Source organism: Limosilactobacillus reuteri subsp. simiae (assembly GCF_020784875.1).
Taxonomy (GTDB): domain Bacteria; phylum Bacillota; class Bacilli; order Lactobacillales; family Lactobacillaceae; genus Limosilactobacillus; species Limosilactobacillus reuteri_H.
In genome coordinates this window covers 1-20,627 of the sequence record NZ_JAJGUI010000107.1, presented here as the reverse complement: position 1 = coordinate 20,627, position 20,627 = coordinate 1, and the positions used below count along the sequence as shown (strand labels likewise).

The following is a 20,627-nucleotide window of genomic DNA, read 5'->3' as shown; positions in this document are numbered from 1 at the left end:
ACAATCTCTTTATTCACAATGATGTAAGCGGAAACAGCTACACATTTGTAAAATAGCAACTCTATTGTCTATTATCTTCACAAAGAGTAAAATTAAATAGTGTTTCAAAATACTTCAAACAACATCAAGAAATCGGTGAAAATACATGAATTTTTATATTTTAGATAATGATAGTAAAATTATTCATTTATTATCCAATATTATTGAAAATGATTTCAATAATACTGTCGTCGGAACAACTTCTAACCCGCAACAGGCCTATGATGATGCAATGCGCCTAGGAATTGATATCATGTTTATCGATTATGCAATGCCAGCAATGGATGGAGTTCAACTTATTCAAAAAATTCAGGACAGTCATCATTATCCACACTTCATTATGACTGCTCAAGCAATTCTGCCTTCTGTCAAAACAAGTGCATATCAACATGGGATTGATTTTTTTATTGAAAAACCACTAAACATTGCAGAAGTTAAGTCAGTTATTAAACTAGCAGCGCAAAATATTAATATGTCTAACCGTCTTCTTCAAGTTTTGGACCTTGTAAGTGGTGCTGCGACGAATAATAATACAGTTACGATTAGCGGGAAAAACAAGAAAAAAGAAAACGCTCAGTCCATCTTACGTTTTCTCGGGATTACAGCTGGAAATGGCGCTCCTGCAATTAACAAACTTATTAATACGATGATTGAACGGGAAATTAGTTTTGATGAGGTTAACTTTGAAGAATTTTTCCAATGTGATGAGCATGGCAAAAAGATAATTTTCCAACGGATTCGACGCGATATAAAAACTGGTCTTAATAATCTCGCACATATGTGTATGGATTATCCAGAAAACGACATTATTTTGGAATATGCGAATAACTTATATGAATATAAAAATGTCCACAATGAAATTTCATTTCTCAAAGGAGAGCGTACTAATGGTGGGCAAGTGTCACTAAAACACTTCTTTAATGGATTGATTCAAGAAATAAATTAACAATAAAATAACGGAGAAAATGACCTTAAGACGGTTGCTTTCTCCGTTATTTACATTATCTAAGTTCTTTTAAAATTAATCGATCAATTGCAATCGTTGTTCCATAAAGCCAATCTCGCGGATCTTGTTCGCCGTAGCCAGGATGAGGCTGATGGAGAGCATAGCCATAGCTTTGTTGCGCAACAATCTTGCCATCACGGTCCATCGCTGAAACCTTGACTGCACTTGTATCTAGGTCAACCCCAATTACATATTCGTTCATTATAATTTCATTCCCTTCTTAACCAATTTTATTTTCAATTATCTTACCATTCTTCTCTTCACAATTTACAATCATCGATTATAACTTAAATTATGTTATACTAACAATAATATTAATAATAAGAAGGGATAACCATTATGATTGCATATAAAAATTGTACCCCTAACGAACTTGACTACACAGTTGGGAAGGGCGGGAAAACAACAATTAGTGTTAATGGTAAGGATATTGTTCTCACTTTTGAAGATATTCCCGCTGAAAACCCTAAATACATGGATATTAAAATATTTTCTGTTCCTAAACATGTAATGGCTTCAATCATAATTAATGCCTATCTTAAAGATAATACCGATAATTTAGATATAAATAAAAAGGTTAAAGAGAAATTAGCAAACTGTATTAATACAGCTGTAAGAAATCGTTTTGGTCTTATTTAATAGGAAAGAGAGGCTGGGAAAATAATCCAACCTCTTTACTATTTTAAAGTGTAAACTGCCAAAACGCAGTAGATGGCTGGATTATGAACGTTGATAAATCAACGTCCATAATGCCCCAATAGGCTGCTTCGCGTCGTAGCCATCCTTGCAGGGGTGGGACTAAAAACTCGAAGCAAGTTTATAGTCCCACTCCTTTTATTAAATTATTTTAAATGTAGGAGCTTAAATTCTAAATAACACCACAAGATAATTAGTAAAATACTATAAGCAGCAGAAAGCCATACCACATATTTTAAGAACGCTAAGATATGAAAAACAGTTAATATTTGCAGACAAATTGTTAAAACAATCCATACTACTAAATGATCTTTTACCCGATCCCGATGTTCAATTAATTCTTCTTTTTTCATAAAAATACTCCAGATAAAAGGAAAGAATAGCTATGTCGTAACAGCTATTCCCTTCTTAAATTATATTTAATTAATTTATCCTAATCGTTTTTATCCATCTTAGCTCGTAATTCTTTGCCGATCTCTTCATATCCTGGCTTACCAAGCAATCCGAACATATTAGTCTTATAAGCTTCAACACCCGGTTGGTTAAATGGATTAATACCGTTTAAGTAACCTGAAATTCCCATCGCAACCTCAAAGAAGTAAATAAGGTAACCTAAAGTATATTCGTCTTCTTGTGGGATATGAACAGTCATCACTGGTACTCCACCATCAGTATGAGCAGCAACTACCGCTTCATAAGCCTTGGTGTTAACATAATCCATTGTCTTACCTTCCAAGTAGCCTAAACCATCAAGATTATCTGGTTCTGTTGGAATTTCCATGTCATAATTTGGCTTATCGAGCTTAACAACGGTTTCCATTAAGAAACGGCGACCTTCTTGGATGTATTGACCAAGTGAGTGAAGGTCGGTTGTGAAGTTAGCTGAAGAAGGATAAATTCCCTTTTGATCTTTTCCTTCTGATTCCCCAGCTAATTGTTTCCACCATTCCGCAAACATCCGCATGTTAGGCTCGTAGTTTTCGAGTAATTCTGTTTCATAGCCCTTACGATAAAGAATGTTCCGGTAAGCAGCGTATTGGTAGGCTTTGTTCTTGGTTAGATCAGGATCAACATAATCCTTTTCCGCTTGTGCAGCCCCTTCCATCAGTTTATCAATGTCCGCACCAGAAGCAGCAATTGGCAAAAGACCTACAGCAGAAAGAACTGAGTAACGTCCTCCAACCCCATCAGGAATAACAAAGGTTTCATAGCCATGAGCATCTGCTTCAGTCTTTAAGGCACCCTTAGCCTTATCAGTAGTAGCGTAAATCCGCTTATTAGCTTCATTTTCCCCATACTTCTTAATTAAAAGGTCCTTAAAGATTCGGAAGGCAATTGATGGTTCAGTAGTTGTTCCTGACTTTGAAACAACATTGATGGAAAAGTCTTTATCACCAATTAATTGGATCAAGTCATGAACATAGGTTGAACTCAGGGAGTTACCAGCAAAGACTACCAATGGAGCTTTCCGGTCTTTTGCCTTTTGAGCTTGATAGAAAGTGTTGTGTAAGAAGTCGATTGCCATTTGGGCACCAAGATAAGAACCACCAATTCCAATAACAACTAAGACATCTGAATCACGTTGAATCTTATCAGCGGCCTTCTTAATACGGGCAAATTCTTCTTTATCATATTCGGTTGGTAAATGGAGCCAATCACGGAAGTCGGCGCCAGCACCAGTCCCATTCCGTAATTCATCATTAGCGGCGTTAACCATTGCTTGCATTTCACCAAGTTCATTTTCATGAACAAATTGCTTTAATGCGCTACTGTCAAATTTAATGTGTGTCATTCCAATAGCTTCTTTCTATTTTTATTTTTTAGACATTTAAATGATAGCGGATAATGAAGTCTGTTTCAATCAGAACTAGCAAATTTTTCTCATTAATGAAAATTGACAATCTAAGGTTAATTAGGCATACTGGAAACGCACAGCGTATCCGCTTACATAAATTGAAGGGAATAATTATTCATGGATAAAAATACTGAAAATATGTTAGCTGGGAAGCCTTATCGTCCTGGGACACCGGAACTCAATAAGTTTTCTCACCTTGCTCATCGTTTTTGTCGTGACTATAACTTAACAACTGATGAAGATACTGTTGAACGAGGAATGATTATTGATCGCCTATTTCCTCAGCATGCTGATGGAACATATCTTCAAGGACCTATTCATATTGACTATGGTCGTTTTACTAAAATAGGTAAGAATTTCTATGCTAATTTTAACTTTACCATTTTAGATACATGTCCTGTTACTATTGGAGATAATGTAATGTGCGGTCCAAACGTCTCGATCATTACAGCCATGCATCCTCTCATGTATCAGCAGCGTAATATTCGTCAACAAGCAGACGGTCAGTTCGATGACGTTGAATATGGCAAACCAGTTACAATTGGCGATAACTGTTGGCTTGCAAGCAATGTAACAGTTTGTCCGGGCGTAACAATCGGTAATGGTTGCGTTATCGGAGCAGGTACAGTCGTTACTAAAGATATTCCTGATAACTCTCTTGTCCTTGGGGTTCCAGGCAAAGTGATTCGTCCTATTACTGAAAAAGATCGCTTGGAAAATTTTCCTTATTAAATAATAATTTCGATATTAAAAGACCTTCATCAAAATCCGATGAAGGTCTTTTTAAGTTTAGTTTTAATATAATTTAAGCAAAAATAGTTAAAATACTTCCGGCAACAATAAAGATGATTCCGGCAATTGTAAATGACATTTCCCGCCGAGTCTTGTGTTCATGAAGAACTAAGATACCACCAATTGTTGCAATAATAACGTTCATTTGCGTGAAGACAAAGGCTGTATTAATTCCTAATGCCCGTCCAGCAAAGATATAAGCTAAGGCAGCAATTCCCCAAGAAATACCACCCCAGATATTGAGATATTGCTTCTTTTGCTTAAAGGAGTCAATATTACCTGAACAAATAGCATAAATAACAGATCCAAGTAAAATACCAAGCATTTCTGGAAGGAAGATTCCTAAAGAACTATCATTAGCAACCATTGGCATCTTTGGGAATGCTGAGTAAACCCAGTAACCAATTGTTGTAATAAGTAAGAAGAAGAAGTTTTGAACAGTAATCTTCTTCCCCGTACTTTCATCAGATACAGAGGTCATTAAAGCACCAACAATAACGATTGCTAAAGCGATAAATCCAACAGTAAGGGCACGTGCTCCACGCCATTCTCCAAAGATAATAACCCCAATCAAAGAGTTACCAACTAATTGAAATACTGTCGATAGTGGAATAGTGTTTGAAACACCCATCCGCTTAAATGAAACGAATTGTCCAATTTGACCAATTGTCCACAAAGCCCCGCACAGTACTGAGAACCAGAATCCAGTCGTTGTAACAGTTGGATGACCGATAATAAATGCAACCAACCCAACAATCGTAGCACCGGCACCAATACCAAACATTTGGTTAATCGTTGAACCACCGATCTTACCAGTGATCAGCGGCATAATTCCCCAACCAATCGCAGGGATTAAAGCAAGTAAGTAGTTCATAAAAAATTCTCTCCTATCAATCCGTAATATTATTACGAGATATAAGTGTATCATATGGTAAACGCTTCCACAAGCGCTTTCTTTAAATTTCTTTGGATTATAAAAATTGGTCTACAAAAAAGAAACGCTTTATTATCACAGTTAAAGCGTTTCACTTAAATCATTGGCTTACTTTTTGTCTTTATTATTTGTAGGTTGAATATTATGAGGAGCGTATTCACGATCAGGGAAAAAGATTGTAAATGTCGTCCCCTTACCATACTGACTTTTTACGTCAATTTTTCCGCCATGAAGAAGAACTAACTGCCGCACAATTGCAAGTCCTAAGCCAGATTCTCCGTACTTAGTATTCATCCGTGAACGATCAGCCTTATAGTATCGTTCCCAGATGTTTTCAAGTTGTTCAGGAGTCATCCCAATTCCATTATCTTGAACTTCAAATTGACTTCCCTTTTCCACACGTTTTCCCCGAATGTCAATAATTCCGTTATCAGTGAATTGGATTGCGTTTTGAATGATATTGAACATAATCTGTACAAACCGATCATAGTCTGCATATACTCGTAAATTCTTTTCTACATCCAAGTGCAGAGTATCCTTTTTCTCTTTTGCCTTTTTCGCTAACTGCTCTCGTAAATTTTCGAGTACTGCGGATGCATCAAATACTTTCCGTTCCATCGCAATTTGGTTAGTGCGAATCTTTTCATAATCCAAATTATCATTGACCAAGCGAATTAAACGCCGCGTATCATTTTGCATTAACTGGATACTATGCTTTTTATCCTCTTCTGGAATCGCATCATACTGTAACCCTTCAAGAATTCCATTAATGGTTGTTAATGGCGTCCGCATTTCATGGGCTGCATTGGCCATAAATTGGCGTCTCCGCTCCTCTTGCCGGCGAATTTCTTGTTGCGATTCACGTAACGAAGCAGTCATTTGGTTAAAACTCCGACCAAGGTCTGCCACTTCATCACGCCCATTATCGTCCACTTCAACATTGTAATTTCCTTGCGCAATTTGGTGAGTAGCCATCCGCAATCGATCAATTCGTTTGGTAATTGACCGTGCCAAGAAGTAACTAACTGCAAGCGTTACAAGACTAGCAGTCAGTAATGCCATTATTAAGTTAATCTTTATTTGATGCATATTTTGCTCAATTGTCGAGACGAAAGTTGCAATCGAGACTACCGCAATCATCTTTCCTTTATAGAAGTATGGTCGTGAAACTTCGGTCATTCGTGGAGAAACACCCTTTGATACTCGTGAATTAATTTTAGGAGTAATTAGCTTAGTACAAACGGTTTCTCCCTTTTTTAATTTTTTCCAATCACTTTTACTCATACTAGGAGCAAAGCCGTTACTGGCAAAGATTTTCCGGTGAGTTGTATCATAAATTGCAAAGTGAACATTTTGCCGTGTTAAAAGATTGGCATTGCTATTCAATGATTCTGTAGCAAACCCTTCAAAACTTTGGGTTGCCATATTGTAACGAATAGAATCCTGAATTAAACTATCAGAATAACTTTTCAATTGTTGCCACGTATTATGATACATAGTGTTATTAGTTACATTTATAAACGAAATACTAACAATCACCATTAGCGTCAGAATAATCGCAAAAAATGAAAGCATCAACCGATACATTAATTTCATTAGTCGTTACCCTCGTCATCAAATTTATAGCCGACCCCCCATACAGTCTTAATTACTTGAGGTCCAATATTTTCTAACTTTTGCCGTAACTTTTTAATATGAGCATCAACAGTTCGCTCATCACCATAATACTCATAGTCCCACACTAATTGTAAAAGTTGTGAACGGGTGAATACTTGACGTGGTTTAGAGGCAAGCGTCTTTAATAAGTCAAATTCTTTAGGTGTCAAGTCGCCAACCGGTTTTCCATATAAGAATACTTCTCTTGTCTTAGTATTCATCTTAAAGTTCTTTGTTTGAATATCGAATGTATCATCACTATCAGTATCTTGAACATCCTCAAGCTTGTTTAAATGTGTTCGCCGATAAAGTGCCTTGATCCGTGCAATCAAAGTAATTGTACTAAATGGTTTGGTTACATAATCATCAGCACCAATTTCCAATCCCAATACTTGATCACTTTCAGTATCACGAGCTGTTAACATAATTAAAGGAACTGTTGGTGATACCCGCCGAATATCAGCTGCAACCTGCATCCCATCCTTTTTAGGAAGATTAAGGTCTAGCAAAATAATATCCCATTTATGAGGGTCAGCGTTAAACTTTTCTTCTGCTTCCACGCCATCATAAGCAAATTCATAGTGCCACTTTTCTTTCTTGAAAAACATTGCCATCATTTCACAGACAGAATGATTATCCTCAATCATTAATATTTCCATTTAATTCATTCCTTTATATTTTATCTGAGCTCTATTTACTAATTTTCATATCGGAATACCTTCTTATGAACCCCACTAATTATCCTAATATTCTTAGCATTAAAAAAGACTGCCATAAACCAATGGCAGTCCTTATAGGCATATAGTGGAGATGACGGGAGTCGAACCCGTGTCCCCTAAAGGCTGCTATATCAACTATTTTATGTTGTTAGATGTTAATTATACAACACCTCTACAACATTTTAGTTTTTAAAGATTCTCAATAATTTTACCGATCGAATTATCTTTAATCGGGTGTAAATCATTATAAACTTTTATAGTAATTGTAGCATCTTTATGCCCTAACACACTAGCAACATCATTGACCGACATTCCATCTTCAATCAGTAAACTGGTGTATGTATGCCTCAGTCCGTGTGGTGTTACGTAAGAAGGGAGATTATACTTTTTTTCAATTGTATTTAACCATTTTCCAGGTTTCGATGGTGTCAATATACCGCCTTTTTGGCTTGTAAATACTAATTGATTTGGTTTAAAAGTATTAATATTAAAAAATTTCAGTTCTTGATATTGCTCAGAACGCCATTTTTTCAACACTTTAATAGTTTCTGGCCCAATAGGTACATCACGTACAGAATAAATATTCTTTGTTTTACCTATTATAAGATTATTTTTAGCATCACGGGTAACGGCTCTTTTTATATGAAGAAATCCACCTTCAAGATCAATATCATTCCATGTTAAAGCTAGAAGTTCTCCTTTTCGTAATCCCGTATGTGACAAGATAAAAAGAAAAGCAAACGCCTTATAATTTGTTGATTCATAATGCTCGTGCAATCCTTTTTTAAAAGTAATGAACTCATCTTTAGTAAATGATCTTACTTTTCTTTCATCATCCTTATCTTTTTTTGGATGCTCAATTAATTTGAAAGGATTATCATGGATCAATTTGTATTTAATACTTAGATCAAAAATACTTGTGGCATCATTGACCATTTTATTATAAAACTTGAAATCTTTAGCCCATTGATAAACTAAAGATTGACAAGTAGAAATACTGATATCTTTAAGTAATTTATCACCCAAAGCCGGTATTAAATGTTTATTACATTCCGTTTCATATTTTTTATAGGTTGAACCAGCTACCGTCTGCTTTTTATTATCAAGCCACCGATTAGTAACTTCTTCAAACGTTACCTTTTCATTACTACTAAAGCCATGGTTCTCAATTTCGACCATTTTTTGACGATACCAAGCTCGAGCCTCACGTTTAGTAGTAAAACCACCCTTATTATGTTGTTTATTATCTGGAGTTCGGTAAGCAACCCGATAACGTTTACCTTTTTTTGTATTATACCCATAAGGTTCCATGTAATTTCACTCTCTTTCTGCGTACATCATTTAAGCATGATTGAGCAAGGGAAACATCGAGAAGTGAATTACATTATATCTATCAGTCTAATTAGACATACTTAATTTTGTCAAGAAATCATCAATTTCTGCTAAATCTTTTTTCTTGTCATACGGTTCGTTACCTTCGGAAATTTGGTTCACATGAAAAAGAATCTCGGCAGACTTTTGTATATTAGAAGAATCATCCTGAAGGTTTAAGTTGTTTAAAAGTTTAAAAACTTGAGCAAGAAATCTCACTTGTGTGGGATTTAATTTCCCGTCAAAAAAAACACGCATTTCAGCTCCTAAGTCGTTTAATTGTTTATTCTGTATATTACTGTTTTTTGTCTTCTCATTAAGGTCACGAAGTCCAAGCATTTGACTTAATTCCAGTTGAATACTATTTAATTGTTTTTTATCTTCAATATTAGTAGATTCTGGTTGATTAATGATCTTGTTTAACAATTTTTGTTTTTCCTCAACAGTTGTAGTATCACCATTAACAAGAAATTCTACTGTTACATCGCCGAGTTTAGCAATTTCGCGTAAGCGTGTAGCATTAGGCTTTGTATCGCCACTTTCCCACCTTGAAACAGCACCTTTGCTGACTGCTGGTGTGAAATGAGCACCAAACTGCGATTGATTCTCACCTCTTTTTTGTCTAATAGCCTTAATTCTAGCACCTAGTGCTACTCGATTATACATATCTATCACCCTTTGTATTATCGTAAATAATATAATTACTTACGATTCATTAATCTTTAATTTGTTTGAGTGTCTTTGCTAATCTATTGCGTAATCCTTTGAATTCAACCCAATCATTAACTAAGTTAGCATAGTCACTATATTTTGCCAAGATAGTTGTATTCTTTGACTTAAGATTAATACGACTAGCGTATTCCAAAGTATAAAATTCTGGTTGGTCCACACATAATACAAAATCAGCAAAACGATAACTAATTTTTTTATTTGCTGGTAAAATAGCAATTCCAATAATAGAGTAATTCCCAGAACCACGATAATTAGGGCACTTACGACGATATACAATTAAGCTATAATTACTGTTTAAATTCATAACTTTAATCCCCTTTTTTTTTTTTTTTACAAAAATATAAAAAGTTGAGTTTTTGTTGTTGCTTTTAGTCTAATAATGTTGTACTATAATGTCAAGCAATACGTTGAGTATTAGTTGAAGCAATTGTATTGCTTATTATTTCACTATAATGTTGAGTTTTTGTTGAAAAAAAGAGGTGATTAAAAATGAAGAAAATCGTAACTAAAATTGAACTTCCAGATTTTTTAGCTACTGCAATTGAAAATACTGTGACAGAAGCAATTCAGAATGCAGCAAATAAGCAAGCTCTCAGTAATCAATATCATGTTTATATGTCAAAAGCTGAAGCAGCAAAGTATCTAAATATAGCTTCTAACACACTTGATTTGTGGATTTCTACCACTGATATCCCGTACAGACGGGTTGGTAAAACTTATCGCTTTAATCGTAATGAGCTTGATAAGTTTATGACTTCAACTAATAACCGAAATAAATAAATGGAGAACTTTTAAAAGCAAGGGAAACATCGAGGAGTGTTTATTATTAATTACATTATTAATTTGGACGAGAATAAAGAAGCTATTGTACAAAAAATGTTGTTAGATAAGCAATTTTGGCCTAACTCTAACTCACCCCAATCAATTAATCAGTTGGCCGCCTGGGCGGTTGACGATTATATCGATTACTATAACTCATTTACAGAAAAGAAGTGAATAATTTTGGAAAGTAAACTTACAGAGTCTACTAAAGACTTGATTTTAGTTGATGCACAAGTGATTTATCCAAACTGTGGAATCAAAATTACACTAGCATCTCCATACCGCAAATTACTTCAAATCAGTGAAAATTTTAAAACATGTGATCTTATGATTAACTCATCGCATGAAAATCAAAAATCTGAAGCACAAAAATCGCTCAATTCGTTAATGACATCTTTAAACTTAAAAGTTAGTGAATTAGCAACACATCAACCGCCCCAAGTTACAGCAGCAACTTATGCAAGATTACTTCAAAGCGTAAGCCTAAGCGGTTCTTTATTCACAAAACTGCGAGATGAGTTGCCATTGATTAATGTAGAAGCAAGTGAAGGCGTTTCTAACCACCATCATAAGAAGTATTTGAACTATACTTTTTACTCAATAAATAAGACTATTGAACGAAGCAAGCTACAAATCAACTACACCCCCTCCGATAGTTGGTGGTTTCGCAGTCAATTGCATCCCAAGTCCCTTGCCATTCTTCCAAAAGACTTTTTACTTTGGTTTGATGAAAACAAGCGCGATCGAAGTGATCAAAATGACTTTAGTTTAGTAGCAAAAAGCTTAAATATCAGTAATAATTACTTGCTTCAAGCTCTGTTTTATCAGATAAAGTTCGAGATCGCTGATGTTATCTGTTGTCCGCCATTTTATAATCGGCTTCCTCGAAATTTGCCAGCGAATATTTTTCAACGTGATACTCGTTTAAATAACTCTTTAACAGGACAGATAATTAAATATTATCGTTCGCATCATACGCGACCATCTGCTAAACAAATTTATTTAGCCGGTATTCACGATCGACTTCCAAATTATTGTTGGAATGGAAAATGGATAAGTGATCATCGCTAACGTAAAAGAGTGTCAAAAAGTAGCATCTTTGGGGACTCTCCCATAAAGAACCCGCTTGACACCGCGCTAAAATCGTTGAGAGAGTAAGCATCTATGGTAAATTCTGGGTGAACAACATTAACAAAAGTGTTCACCCAAAACAACAAAAAAGAATTAACCAAACCGCCATTTAGTTAATTCTTCTAAACAAAAAGACTAAAACACTAAAGTGAAGCATCATTACCAATTAAAAACTCACTTCAGTATTTAAAAAATTATAACATATAAATATTGTGTGTACTAATCGCTATTTAGTATAGTGTGGTTTTTAGTATTGCTTCCTTTAGTTATATAAGGAGGCTATAAATTTGAGTGGTGTTAATACATTAACACGGACTTTTAAAATTAGAAATTATAAGATTGATGATTATCAAAATCTTTCTAAATTAAAAAAAGATTATGACCTTGACGCAGTCTTTATTGCTGATGACAGTGAATGGGACACATCGCTGAGTCATAGTAATGATATTGACTATCGTAATCAAGACGATATTATTAGTCATCAATACGTCATAAAATATGCAGAATATCCTTCATTGGGGATTGTAATTTATCGTCAGCGTGGAGATAAACCATTCAGTTTCTGGGATCTTATTAGTGTTGTTCGATATTATCTTAACCATGTTGGTTACTGTGAAAAATATACAGACGGAGATTATCAACGACTAGCGCGACAATTAAGTTTAAAGAAAGATAAAATTAAAGAAAAGTTGAATAAATCGAATCGAGTTCCGCTGGTTGTATATGTAGGCTTCTTTGCAGGTGTCGACATTACCGCATATTCAGATTGGCAAAAATACCTTGATATTCAAGGTAAATCAAAGACAGATCCTAGTTTTATTGCTTTAAACAAGCAAGAATTTTTCAGCAATCCTTATTCAATCATGGTTACAAATCCTAATTCACGACGAATCAAGTATCCTATAACTATTAAATTTGTCGATACAATGGCCCTTGGTCCGCAAGGTGGATTAGCCACTTTAGGTTCAATCGTTAGTCAAAAGAAACTTAACACGAAAGATTGGGATCTTGAAGATAAATTGATTACTTCTAAGCAATACAAAGATTCTTATAATGGTGGCTATTATAAATCTCATATGCGTTCTTTATTAGAAAAACGTCCTGATGATTATTTAAACTATGCTCTAGGTGATTCCGAAGTTACTTTAAAGTACTTAGACGTTTTCATGGGAAATGTAATCGATGTATATAATGAAGAATTAATTAAAAATGTGCATATTCCTGCTACAGTAACATCTTTAGCGGATGAAATTAGTTCTCATTACTCTCAGGAACCTTATGATTCAAAAACGGTTAAAAATATTTATCAAGATATTTTTCGCGGTATTGATGTTGATCAATATTTACGACCAAAATTATACAATCAAGAACCACCCAAAGATATGAGAGAGTGGGTTAAAGTTTTAAGCGATGCTGTTGATGGTTCAGATAATTTTGAATTTCAAAAACTATTTGTTGAAAAACTAAAATCTTATCTCGCTCGAGGTACACTTGCTTACAAGAAAAGCAAGAAAGGATATATCTATCAAAAGTTAGTTGGTTCAGCACCTGCTAAAAATCAAAAAGGATCGCCTTCAATATTAGCCGATCGAATTAACTTTAATAAGCTATACAAAGATAATCCTAAATTTGATGTAAGCAATTTGATAAATCAGAAGGTCAAAGTCAGTAAGCCAAAATTTGCAATCAGTACTAAGTTACGTAATCAATATGCCGATCATGCTCATCAATTTAATTACACTCGTAATAATGTACCTCCCACCATTGATGACTTATTAGTTAAACTAAATAACGCTTCAATTTATAGTACAGTTTCCTGGTTTAATAACAAAGATGTAATTCGCTGGACTCCTGAGGTTTTTCTAACTACTCAATTGAACTTTGATCAAATGCGAAAAGGTTATAATTTTATTGAATCTAGTGCAGTTGATAAAAAGCATAAAAAAGGTAGTCATGATCAATTTAGTGTACATCCAGATGATGTTTATAATGATGGATTTAATATGGCAAAGCAAGCCTATGTTGGTGGAATGAACTTAGCCTTTAACCCTGGAATTATCACGAGTGCGTTTAAATATAAATATGATATTGATCTCAAATCAAGCTATGTAGATGCTGGTCACCTAATCCCAGATTTTAGGCTTGATTGTAAACCAATTTTAAATGTACATGACTTAGATAGCAACATTTTAAAAAATTACCGTAAAAATTCACAATATTTTGTAAATGGAGCGTTTACAATCGGTGTTGCTAATGTTTCTTATCACTTTCCGGACAATGTAAAACGCGTATCAGTTGGCTATAAGCCTTTAATAAAAGATCAAGGACCAGTTTACGTGCAGCAGGCAAACCAGGTTAATATGACTGTAACTGATATTATTAACATTATTGAACACGGAGGTACTGTCAGAGTTCATCGAATCATTATTCCTCAACAAAAGACACTTAATGGACACGTTACCTGTCTGGCACCAATTGGAAAAATGCAACACTGGTCATTAATCCATCGAAATGAAGCTAAAGCAAAACGTGATAAATTTGATTCTAACTTTGATGAATACCGAAAATATGACGCTCTTCAACTCTTCTATAAACTACTAGGAAATGGTGGATATGGTAAATCTGGTCAAGGCTTAGGGACTGGAGGTACTCGAGATTTCCTAACAGGAAATACCATGTATGTGCCTTTCAGTCGTAATACTAACCCTTTTACAGCCGCACAATACACCTCAATTGCCCGGTACCAAGTCAATGCGCTAATGGATTTAGTTGAAGAAACATACCCAAATAGTCTAATTCCCTCTATTACAACGGATGGTTTTATCTTCTGTTCTAATAATCTATTAGATGAAGAAACTATTCGAACAAAATGTGAAAAATGTTTTGATAAAAACTGGGTTTTAGTAAATAAAGAAAATTTCAACGGGCAGTTTTTTGAACTGAAGTCCCACAACCATGATCAAAAGTATACTACCACCGCACTAATCAACATTCGCACTCGTTTTAATATGACAGAAGATAACCATATTAAAGCGATTGTAGGATTACAGCCCAACAGCTGGACAACAGATCGACTAATCAAACTACTTGAAACTGGTACTGTGACATTTAAGGTTGATGATTTTAGAATGCAGTCAATAAATGACATGAAACACTCAATTGATAATAAACGCTATGTTAGTATGAAAACTTGGAAACAGTCTAAATGGCTTAATTTGAGTTCCGACGATACTTATCAACCAATTGGCTTTATACCTCAAGGCGATTTCGGTTATTATTTGACACGTCCCTTCAGTTCAATTGAAGAGTTGATGACGTATCGAAAAGAGTTAAAGAATTACCGTTCACTATTTCCAAATTTTCAAAAAAAATATGCTGAACAGTTTATGAAATTAGATCAAACTGTACGCGATTATCATCATGGTGAACGGATTGAGAAACATGTATCGTGGATTAAAGATGATGTGTATTTAAAAGGTAAGAATTATCCTGAAATTCTTGAAAATTATAAAAAAGAATATGTTCAAAAAGTGATGTTACGCTATTTAGCACAGCATTCAGATGAATATGACTTAAAGCTAATTTATAATGATTTATTTCAAGACAGTTATAAAGAATTCAAATCATTCAATCGTGCATTAAAGCGAAACAAAGATCAATTTATTAATCCACTATGCGTTTTAAGGGAAAGCATTATTGATACTTTAAGAACTTACCGAATTCAAGAATAATTAAAAAAATGTGTTTTTGCTAATGTTACTGCTAAGAGTAATGAGTTAAACAGGCTCATTACTCTTTTTATTCATAATGCGACCATGCTGAATAAATTGAAACGATTTTTTCTTTATCATTAACTACATATACTACACGATGTTGGACATTTATTCTTCGAGAATACTTTCTCGCCATTGGTGGTTCTAATTTTTCAAATCCTTGATTAGGTTCATATGGATTCTCTTTTAACTGCTGGATGACCCTATTAAAATTTTCTTTTAAATTGCTATGCTTAATCTTCCTTAGATCTGATTTAGCAGAATTCTTAATTTGAACTTTATACATTACAACTTATCCCAATCAATCTCATCTATATCGGTAAAGCCACTATCATCTTTCTCACGTTGACGAACTACATCACCAACTCCATTGTTTTCTAAATACATAGTTTCTTGAATAGCGTCCCAATCGCTTTTACTGATTAAAACAGCGTCTTCTTCTTTTTTACTTGAAGATATTGTTACTGGGGTATGATCTAAATTGACCTTCTTAATCAGATTATATAAATTTTTTCGCGCATTAGTCGGTGTAATAATGTTATCCATTTAATTAACCTTCTTTCACATTATAGTTATACCGCAATTATAACGTACGCAATAGTGTACGTCAACGGTTTAACAATAAACACATAGCTTCTAAAGTTTCGCGCTTTCAGCGCAGAAAAATTTATGAATTCAAAAATTTAGGAGGTTTTTTTATTATGCAAACAATGAATGAAATTATTGAAGAGGTTAACGAAGACTTGCAACTACAAGCGGATCTTCTATTAACAAATAGCGAACAACAAGCACTATTAAATAGCGGTTTATTATTTTTTACTGCTGAACGGATTAAACCATATATTGCCAAAATTAGAAATTATTTACGAGAAACTTCTTGTGAAGGTCGCGTATGGACAATGTATAAAGCTACAGATATTAGTAATAACCTTTTAGGCTTTTACACATTAGTCTTAAACGACGATTCAAACTGTAATTAATCTCAATATCTTATATTTAACGGAGGAATAAGTAATGAGCGAATTAAATCAAGTAATAGAAAAACATGTTAATACTGTTGTTAATGAAATAAAAGGCGCCTGTGGTTATCAACTTAATGATGCGCAAATAGATGAATTACGTCTTACAGGAAGAGTCGAAATAAGTCTAACTGAATTAGCACCATATTTCGACGCTTTGAATAAATTTATAAAATCACATCATATTAACTGGGGGCTTAGTCTTAATACTATTAGTAGCGACTTTGAAATTGAGCTTAAAGGCTGTCACCTGTTATTTTAAATAATTTTAGCCTCAGTTTTCTGGGGCTTTTTTCTTCAATTTTATATTTCACCATGGCTTCTAAAAGGATTTCATAACTACAATAATAGGCATCTGAAAATTTATAATTCCAAAGATCAATTGCGATACCTAGAACAATAACAGTAATAATTGCTGCCACAACATAAGGAATCAAAACATTATCTTCTCTTGAATGAAAAAATGAAAATACCAACCATAGTATGATTCCAAATACTGCAGTAAAATTCAAAGCACCATTAATTAATTTTATCATTGTACTAAATTGTAAATCTAAACTTTTCCTTTCTTTAATACGCTGAGTTAATATAAATTCTAGATATTCTGCGTTAAAACTACCTTGTTTCAAAATAATTTGTATACTCTTATTAAGCTTTCTGGTGGAATTTGAAAGTTCCTTATTCACCTTTATATGTAGCCTTTTATACCACAAATCAACAAGAAGAAAAGATATAATTAATATAAGCATTAAAGAGAAAGGTTTATTGATTTTAAACCAATTTGTTGAATAAATTATTGATATGCTTAAAAATACAACTAAAAGATATGTTCCTAATGGTACGTAAGCTTTAAGACGTTGATGTAAATAAGCCTTTTTAACATTTTTTAGATCATTTTGTATTTTCGCATTACTCAAAAACCTATCCAATTCCTCATTAACATCAAAAGAGGTTTGAGTGGGTATAGAATTTGATTTCTCACTATTCATTTGCTTCTCCAATTTATTAATTTCATTACCCATGGCATTAATATTCTCTTCTAATTTCTTTTGCTGAAAAATAAGACGCTTATACGATCTTTTTAATTTTAATAAATTATATTGCATTAGTCGCTCTCCTTATCAATCACATAAAAAAACTTGCTAATTTCAGTTAGCAAGTTTTTATTTATTACCATTCTTTCTTCTTTGTAACTAATCCTAACCCAAACATAGAAGTAAGAGCTCCTAAAGCAATTATTGCGGCTGAATTACTGTTACCAGTTTGCGGTAGTGTTCCGTTCTTATTATTCTTAGTCATCTGTACTAAGTTTGTCATCGTCTCAGCCTCAGCACGCTTATCATTTGCAGCCATTACCACACTCTTCTTTTCTTCGTTAGGCAACACAACAGCAGTCTTACCAGTAGTATCTAAAGCAACAGTATTAGCATTACCAGCAACAACTTGCTTGTTTTGAGCAGTTTGGTGATCGCTAGTCTTTGTTAATACTTGGTTCTTTAAGGCAGTTAATTCGCCGTCAAGTTTAGTAGCAAGAGCATTGTATTGAGCTTGGTCATCATTAACGAGCTTGGCTTGTTGAGCATCTAATTGACTCTTAAGTTGGGTATAATTATCGTTAAGAGCCTTAACTGATGCATCGTGATCAGCTTGAGCCTTAGCAATCTTAGCTTGGGCAGTTTTATCTAAGTTAGCCTTGTAGGCAGCTAAAGTGTCTTCAGCGTCTTGTTGAATCTTTTGTAAACGAGCTTCATGAGCTTGCTTTAATTGATCGAGCTTGTGTTGGCCATCTTGCTTAACTTGAGCAAGCTTTTGATCAAGTTGAGTCTTTAATTGATCGGTATTTTCAGGTTGAGCCTTAATAGCATTGACCTTAGTTTGAAGATCGTGGTTTAATTGGTCAACTTTAGCTTGGTAAGCATCATTTTCAGCCTTAACCTTAGCATCGTGATCAGCCTGTAATTTAGCGGCTTGATCACTGAACTTAGTGTTAATAGCAGTTAATTGTTGTTGATAACTGTTTTCTGCATCAGCAATGCTCTTTTGCAGATTTGCTAACTTAGCCTTAGCGTCATTTAAGGTTTGACTAACAGCATTTGCAGCCTTAGTTAATTGATCAACTTGGCTTTGTGCTTGGCTAACCTTAGCTTGTAAGTCAGCGATTTGCTTTTGAGATGTGTTACCAGGAATGGCGATTTCATCACGATAACCTGGTTGGTTAACCTTAGAATTTGGATCAGCGGCGTCAACAACGTAGCCTTCCTTAACTAAGTGTTGAATGTGCTTGGAAGAAGCATCAGAAATGGAGTTGAAGTGGAAACCACCAACGTTTGTTTGACCCCAAGCCTTCATCCCCTTGCCGTATTCAAAGCTTACACCAAGGTTGTCACCAGCAACGGTTAAATCGGAATTAGCGGCACGAACACCTAATAGGTCAGTGGCGTGACCGTAGTTTTGGCTAGCGTCTTGGAATAGTAACATTAGAATTGAATTGTATACACCACGGTAAAGATCATTTAATGTTAAATTATTGTAAACGTGCCATGGCCCGCCAAACCAACCGTCTCCAGCCCATGATTCACTAACAAGATCAGTGTTCCATTTTTCAGCAACTCGACTTAAAGCTTCTCCGTCGTGATTGTTTTCCCAAGTGTTCCAATTATCTTTACGATATTCGTTCGCAACATCTTGAGCAACGTCAATAGACGCGTTGGTGATCTTGTACGGTTCAACACCGATTGCTTCACGAATTGGGTTTAATAATGAAACAGCAAATTGCGTAGCTTTGATGATGTCATCTCGTGAAAGAGTACCGTTATCATTTAGGGTAACTGGCGTTTGCTTAGCGGTAGGGTCTGAATGATAATTCATTAGGTTATCATTGTATGCTTTTACATCTAATTGCTTAAGCTTCTTAAATAACTCTGGGTAAGTGCTTTCTGTTACTAAAAAGTCATCTTTTTCTTTAGTGTTAACATATTCTTTCCAAGCGTCAATGTAGCCAGCTGGTAAGTTGATAGTATTAGCCACATGTTCTTTTTGACCATCTTGTGCTTGAGCTAAAGCATTTTGACTAGCACTTAAGGTATTCTTAGCATTAGATAAGGCGCTTTGTGTGTCATTGTTTTCACCTTGCGCCTTATTAACAGCGTTTTGCGCATCATCAAGTTGCTTTTGGCTATCTGCTTGGTTAGGTTGCTTAAGATCATTCTTAGCGGCTTGCTCTTGTTGAGCATTTTGCTTGAGATCGTTAGCTAATTGATCGTTTAGCTTATTAACAGTAGCGTCATGATCAGATTTAGCTTGATCTAAGGCTTGTTGCGCATCTTTAGTGGCAGAGTCAATTTGATTTTGCTTTTGTTCAGGGGTAACGATGTGCTTAGCGGCGTTAGCTAATTCTTGGGCGTTTGCTTGTTGTTGGTTAGCAACGGCTTGATCGTTAGCCTTAGTTTGAGCGGCTACTTGAGATTGGTAAGCATTGTTTTCAGTGACGGCTTGGGCTTGTTCGGATTGGCGAACTTCAGCATTCTTTTGGGCATAGGCATCAGTAGCTTGTTGATTAGCCACGTTGATTTGATCTTGTAGTTGTTGGTTTAAAACCTTAGTCTTAGCATCATTTGATGCTTGTGCGTTAGCGAGCTTATCAGCATTTGTTTGTGCTGCTTGATTTTCAGCGGTAGTTTGCTGTTGCTTTAAAGCAGATAGTTGCTGGTTGTTGTTATCTTGCTTTTTGGCAATTTGTTTCTCCGGTGTATTTTGGCTTTGCGTTTTTGATGCCATGTCATCAGCATGAACCGTAACATTAGTAACTGCACTAATAGTTACAACTGATGTAGCAAGTAAAGTTGACTTAAGGATGGTATTTTTTCTATTCATAATATCCCCCAAAATTATATTTGTTATGTGCGCATTAAATTTCTAATAATTAAACCTAAATCGATATGACCTTTATTTTCTATTTATATGTATTTAACATCTCCCTAAATAAATACATGGTTATTACTAATCACTTTGAATAGTAAAAGAAGCTATTTACAATTAACATTTTTTATTATATTTTTCATCCACACATAAGTCAATATCAA

Annotated in this window: 21 protein-coding genes and 1 pseudogene; 9 read left to right on the top strand and 13 right to left on the bottom strand. The window is 34.6% G+C overall.

The features are described from left to right. Positions 1-145: 145 nt before the first annotated feature. A complete protein-coding gene (locus tag LMC10_RS06395; RefSeq protein ID WP_019251320.1) occupies positions 146-985 on the top strand; it encodes a DNA-binding domain-containing protein in 840 nt (279 codons plus the stop codon). 64 nt (positions 986-1,049) lie between these two features. On the opposite strand, the pseudogene LMC10_RS06390 reads toward LMC10_RS06395, so the two are convergent. Then, positions 1,050-1,247 (bottom strand): annotated as a pseudogene (locus LMC10_RS06390) (FGGY family carbohydrate kinase); the annotation flags it as partial. 137 nt (positions 1,248-1,384) lie between these two features. Between LMC10_RS06390 and LMC10_RS06385 the strand changes: the two are divergent. After that, positions 1,385-1,684 carry a hypothetical protein gene (locus tag LMC10_RS06385; protein WP_229269260.1) on the top strand — a complete coding sequence of 100 codons (300 nt, stop codon included), beginning with the start codon at positions 1,385-1,387 and terminating at the stop codon, positions 1,682-1,684. 203 nt (positions 1,685-1,887) lie between these two features. On the opposite strand, the gene LMC10_RS06380 is transcribed toward LMC10_RS06385, so the two are convergent. Both LMC10_RS06380 and LMC10_RS06375 read right to left on the bottom strand, forming a co-directional pair. Continuing rightward, a complete protein-coding gene (locus LMC10_RS06380; protein ID WP_035151787.1) occupies positions 1,888-2,094 on the bottom strand; it encodes a hypothetical protein in 207 nt (68 codons plus the stop codon). Positions 2,095-2,174: 80 nt separating this feature from the next. After that, a complete protein-coding gene (locus LMC10_RS06375; RefSeq protein ID WP_229269259.1) occupies positions 2,175-3,533 on the bottom strand; it encodes a glucose-6-phosphate isomerase in 1,359 nt (452 codons plus the stop codon). Positions 3,534-3,713: 180 nt separating this feature from the next. Here LMC10_RS06375 and LMC10_RS06370 point away from each other — a divergent pair, with 180 nt between their 5' ends. Next, entirely contained in the window at positions 3,714-4,328 is a 615-nt protein-coding gene (locus tag LMC10_RS06370; protein WP_229269258.1) for a sugar O-acetyltransferase, read from the top strand. A 73-nt stretch (positions 4,329-4,401) separates the two neighbouring features. Here the strand turns inward: LMC10_RS06370 and LMC10_RS06365 are convergent, their stop codons facing one another. The 6 genes from LMC10_RS06365 to LMC10_RS06340 all read right to left on the bottom strand — a co-directional run bounded on the left by LMC10_RS06365 (position 4,402) and on the right by LMC10_RS06340 (position 10,104). Further along, a complete protein-coding gene (locus tag LMC10_RS06365; protein ID WP_153702691.1) occupies positions 4,402-5,262 on the bottom strand; it encodes a GRP family sugar transporter in 861 nt (286 codons plus the stop codon). A 168-nt stretch (positions 5,263-5,430) separates the two neighbouring features. Further along, entirely contained in the window at positions 5,431-6,918 is a 1,488-nt protein-coding gene (locus LMC10_RS06360) for a sensor histidine kinase (RefSeq protein WP_135950821.1), read from the bottom strand. Continuing rightward, positions 6,918-7,637, bottom strand: a complete 720-nt coding sequence (locus LMC10_RS06355) for a response regulator transcription factor (RefSeq protein WP_003670412.1) — start codon at positions 7,635-7,637, stop codon at positions 6,918-6,920. The genes LMC10_RS06360 and LMC10_RS06355 overlap by 1 nt, the downstream gene beginning before the upstream one ends. Before the next feature lie 249 nt (positions 7,638-7,886). Next, positions 7,887-9,008: a site-specific integrase gene (locus tag LMC10_RS06350; RefSeq protein ID WP_229269257.1), complete on the bottom strand. Its 1,122-nt coding sequence runs from the start codon at positions 9,006-9,008 to the stop codon at positions 7,887-7,889. Positions 9,009-9,095: 87 nt separating this feature from the next. Continuing rightward, positions 9,096-9,734, bottom strand: a complete 639-nt coding sequence (locus LMC10_RS06345) for a helix-turn-helix domain-containing protein (protein WP_229269256.1) — start codon at positions 9,732-9,734, stop codon at positions 9,096-9,098. A gap of 49 nt (positions 9,735-9,783) precedes the next feature. After that, complete coding sequence (locus LMC10_RS06340; protein WP_107690230.1) at positions 9,784-10,104, bottom strand: hypothetical protein; 321 nt, start codon at positions 10,102-10,104, stop codon at positions 9,784-9,786. A gap of 185 nt (positions 10,105-10,289) precedes the next feature. On the opposite strand from LMC10_RS06340, the gene LMC10_RS06335 reads away from it, so the two are divergent. The 4 genes from LMC10_RS06335 to LMC10_RS06320 all read left to right on the top strand — a co-directional run bounded on the left by LMC10_RS06335 (position 10,290) and on the right by LMC10_RS06320 (position 15,484). Then, positions 10,290-10,580 (top strand): excisionase family DNA-binding protein, encoded by a 291-nt coding sequence (locus LMC10_RS06335; RefSeq protein WP_094537206.1) that lies wholly within the window; start codon positions 10,290-10,292, stop codon positions 10,578-10,580. 36 nt (positions 10,581-10,616) lie between these two features. After that, positions 10,617-10,796 carry a hypothetical protein gene (locus LMC10_RS06330; protein WP_229269255.1) on the top strand — a complete coding sequence of 60 codons (180 nt, stop codon included), beginning with the start codon at positions 10,617-10,619 and terminating at the stop codon, positions 10,794-10,796. Between the two features lie 6 nt (positions 10,797-10,802). Further along, positions 10,803-11,693, top strand: coding sequence for a hypothetical protein (locus LMC10_RS06325; RefSeq protein WP_229269254.1), 891 nt, complete (start codon positions 10,803-10,805; stop codon positions 11,691-11,693). A 347-nt stretch (positions 11,694-12,040) separates the two neighbouring features. Further along, a complete protein-coding gene (locus LMC10_RS06320) occupies positions 12,041-15,484 on the top strand; it encodes a hypothetical protein (protein ID WP_229269253.1) in 3,444 nt (1,147 codons plus the stop codon). 67 nt (positions 15,485-15,551) lie between these two features. Here LMC10_RS06320 and LMC10_RS06315 read toward each other — a convergent pair whose 3' ends face one another. Continuing rightward, a complete protein-coding gene (locus LMC10_RS06315; RefSeq protein WP_229269252.1) occupies positions 15,552-15,812 on the bottom strand; it encodes a Txe/YoeB family addiction module toxin in 261 nt (86 codons plus the stop codon). Further along, positions 15,812-16,072 (bottom strand): type II toxin-antitoxin system Phd/YefM family antitoxin, encoded by a 261-nt coding sequence (locus tag LMC10_RS06310; protein ID WP_042746454.1) that lies wholly within the window; start codon positions 16,070-16,072, stop codon positions 15,812-15,814. Before LMC10_RS06310 ends, LMC10_RS06315 begins: the two co-directional genes overlap by 1 nt. Positions 16,073-16,227: 155 nt before the next feature. Here LMC10_RS06310 and LMC10_RS06305 point away from each other — a divergent pair, with 155 nt between their 5' ends. Together LMC10_RS06305 and LMC10_RS06300 are read left to right on the top strand one after the other, a co-directional pair. Further along, the gene (locus LMC10_RS06305) at positions 16,228-16,506 is read left to right on the top strand and encodes a hypothetical protein (RefSeq protein ID WP_229269251.1); all 279 of its coding nucleotides are present in this window, start codon (positions 16,228-16,230) and stop codon (positions 16,504-16,506) included. 34 nt (positions 16,507-16,540) lie between these two features. Further along, positions 16,541-16,807 (top strand): hypothetical protein, encoded by a 267-nt coding sequence (locus LMC10_RS06300; RefSeq protein ID WP_124216447.1) that lies wholly within the window; start codon positions 16,541-16,543, stop codon positions 16,805-16,807. Here the strand turns inward: LMC10_RS06300 and LMC10_RS06295 are convergent. Then, positions 16,782-17,651 carry a hypothetical protein gene (locus LMC10_RS06295; RefSeq protein WP_229269250.1) on the bottom strand — a complete coding sequence of 290 codons (870 nt, stop codon included), beginning with the start codon at positions 17,649-17,651 and terminating at the stop codon, positions 16,782-16,784. The genes LMC10_RS06300 and LMC10_RS06295 overlap by 26 nt on opposite strands. A 64-nt stretch (positions 17,652-17,715) precedes the next feature. After that, the gene (locus tag LMC10_RS06290) at positions 17,716-20,418 is read right to left on the bottom strand and encodes an SEC10/PgrA surface exclusion domain-containing protein (protein WP_229269249.1); all 2,703 of its coding nucleotides are present in this window, start codon (positions 20,416-20,418) and stop codon (positions 17,716-17,718) included. Between the last annotated feature and the right edge of the window lie 209 nt (positions 20,419-20,627).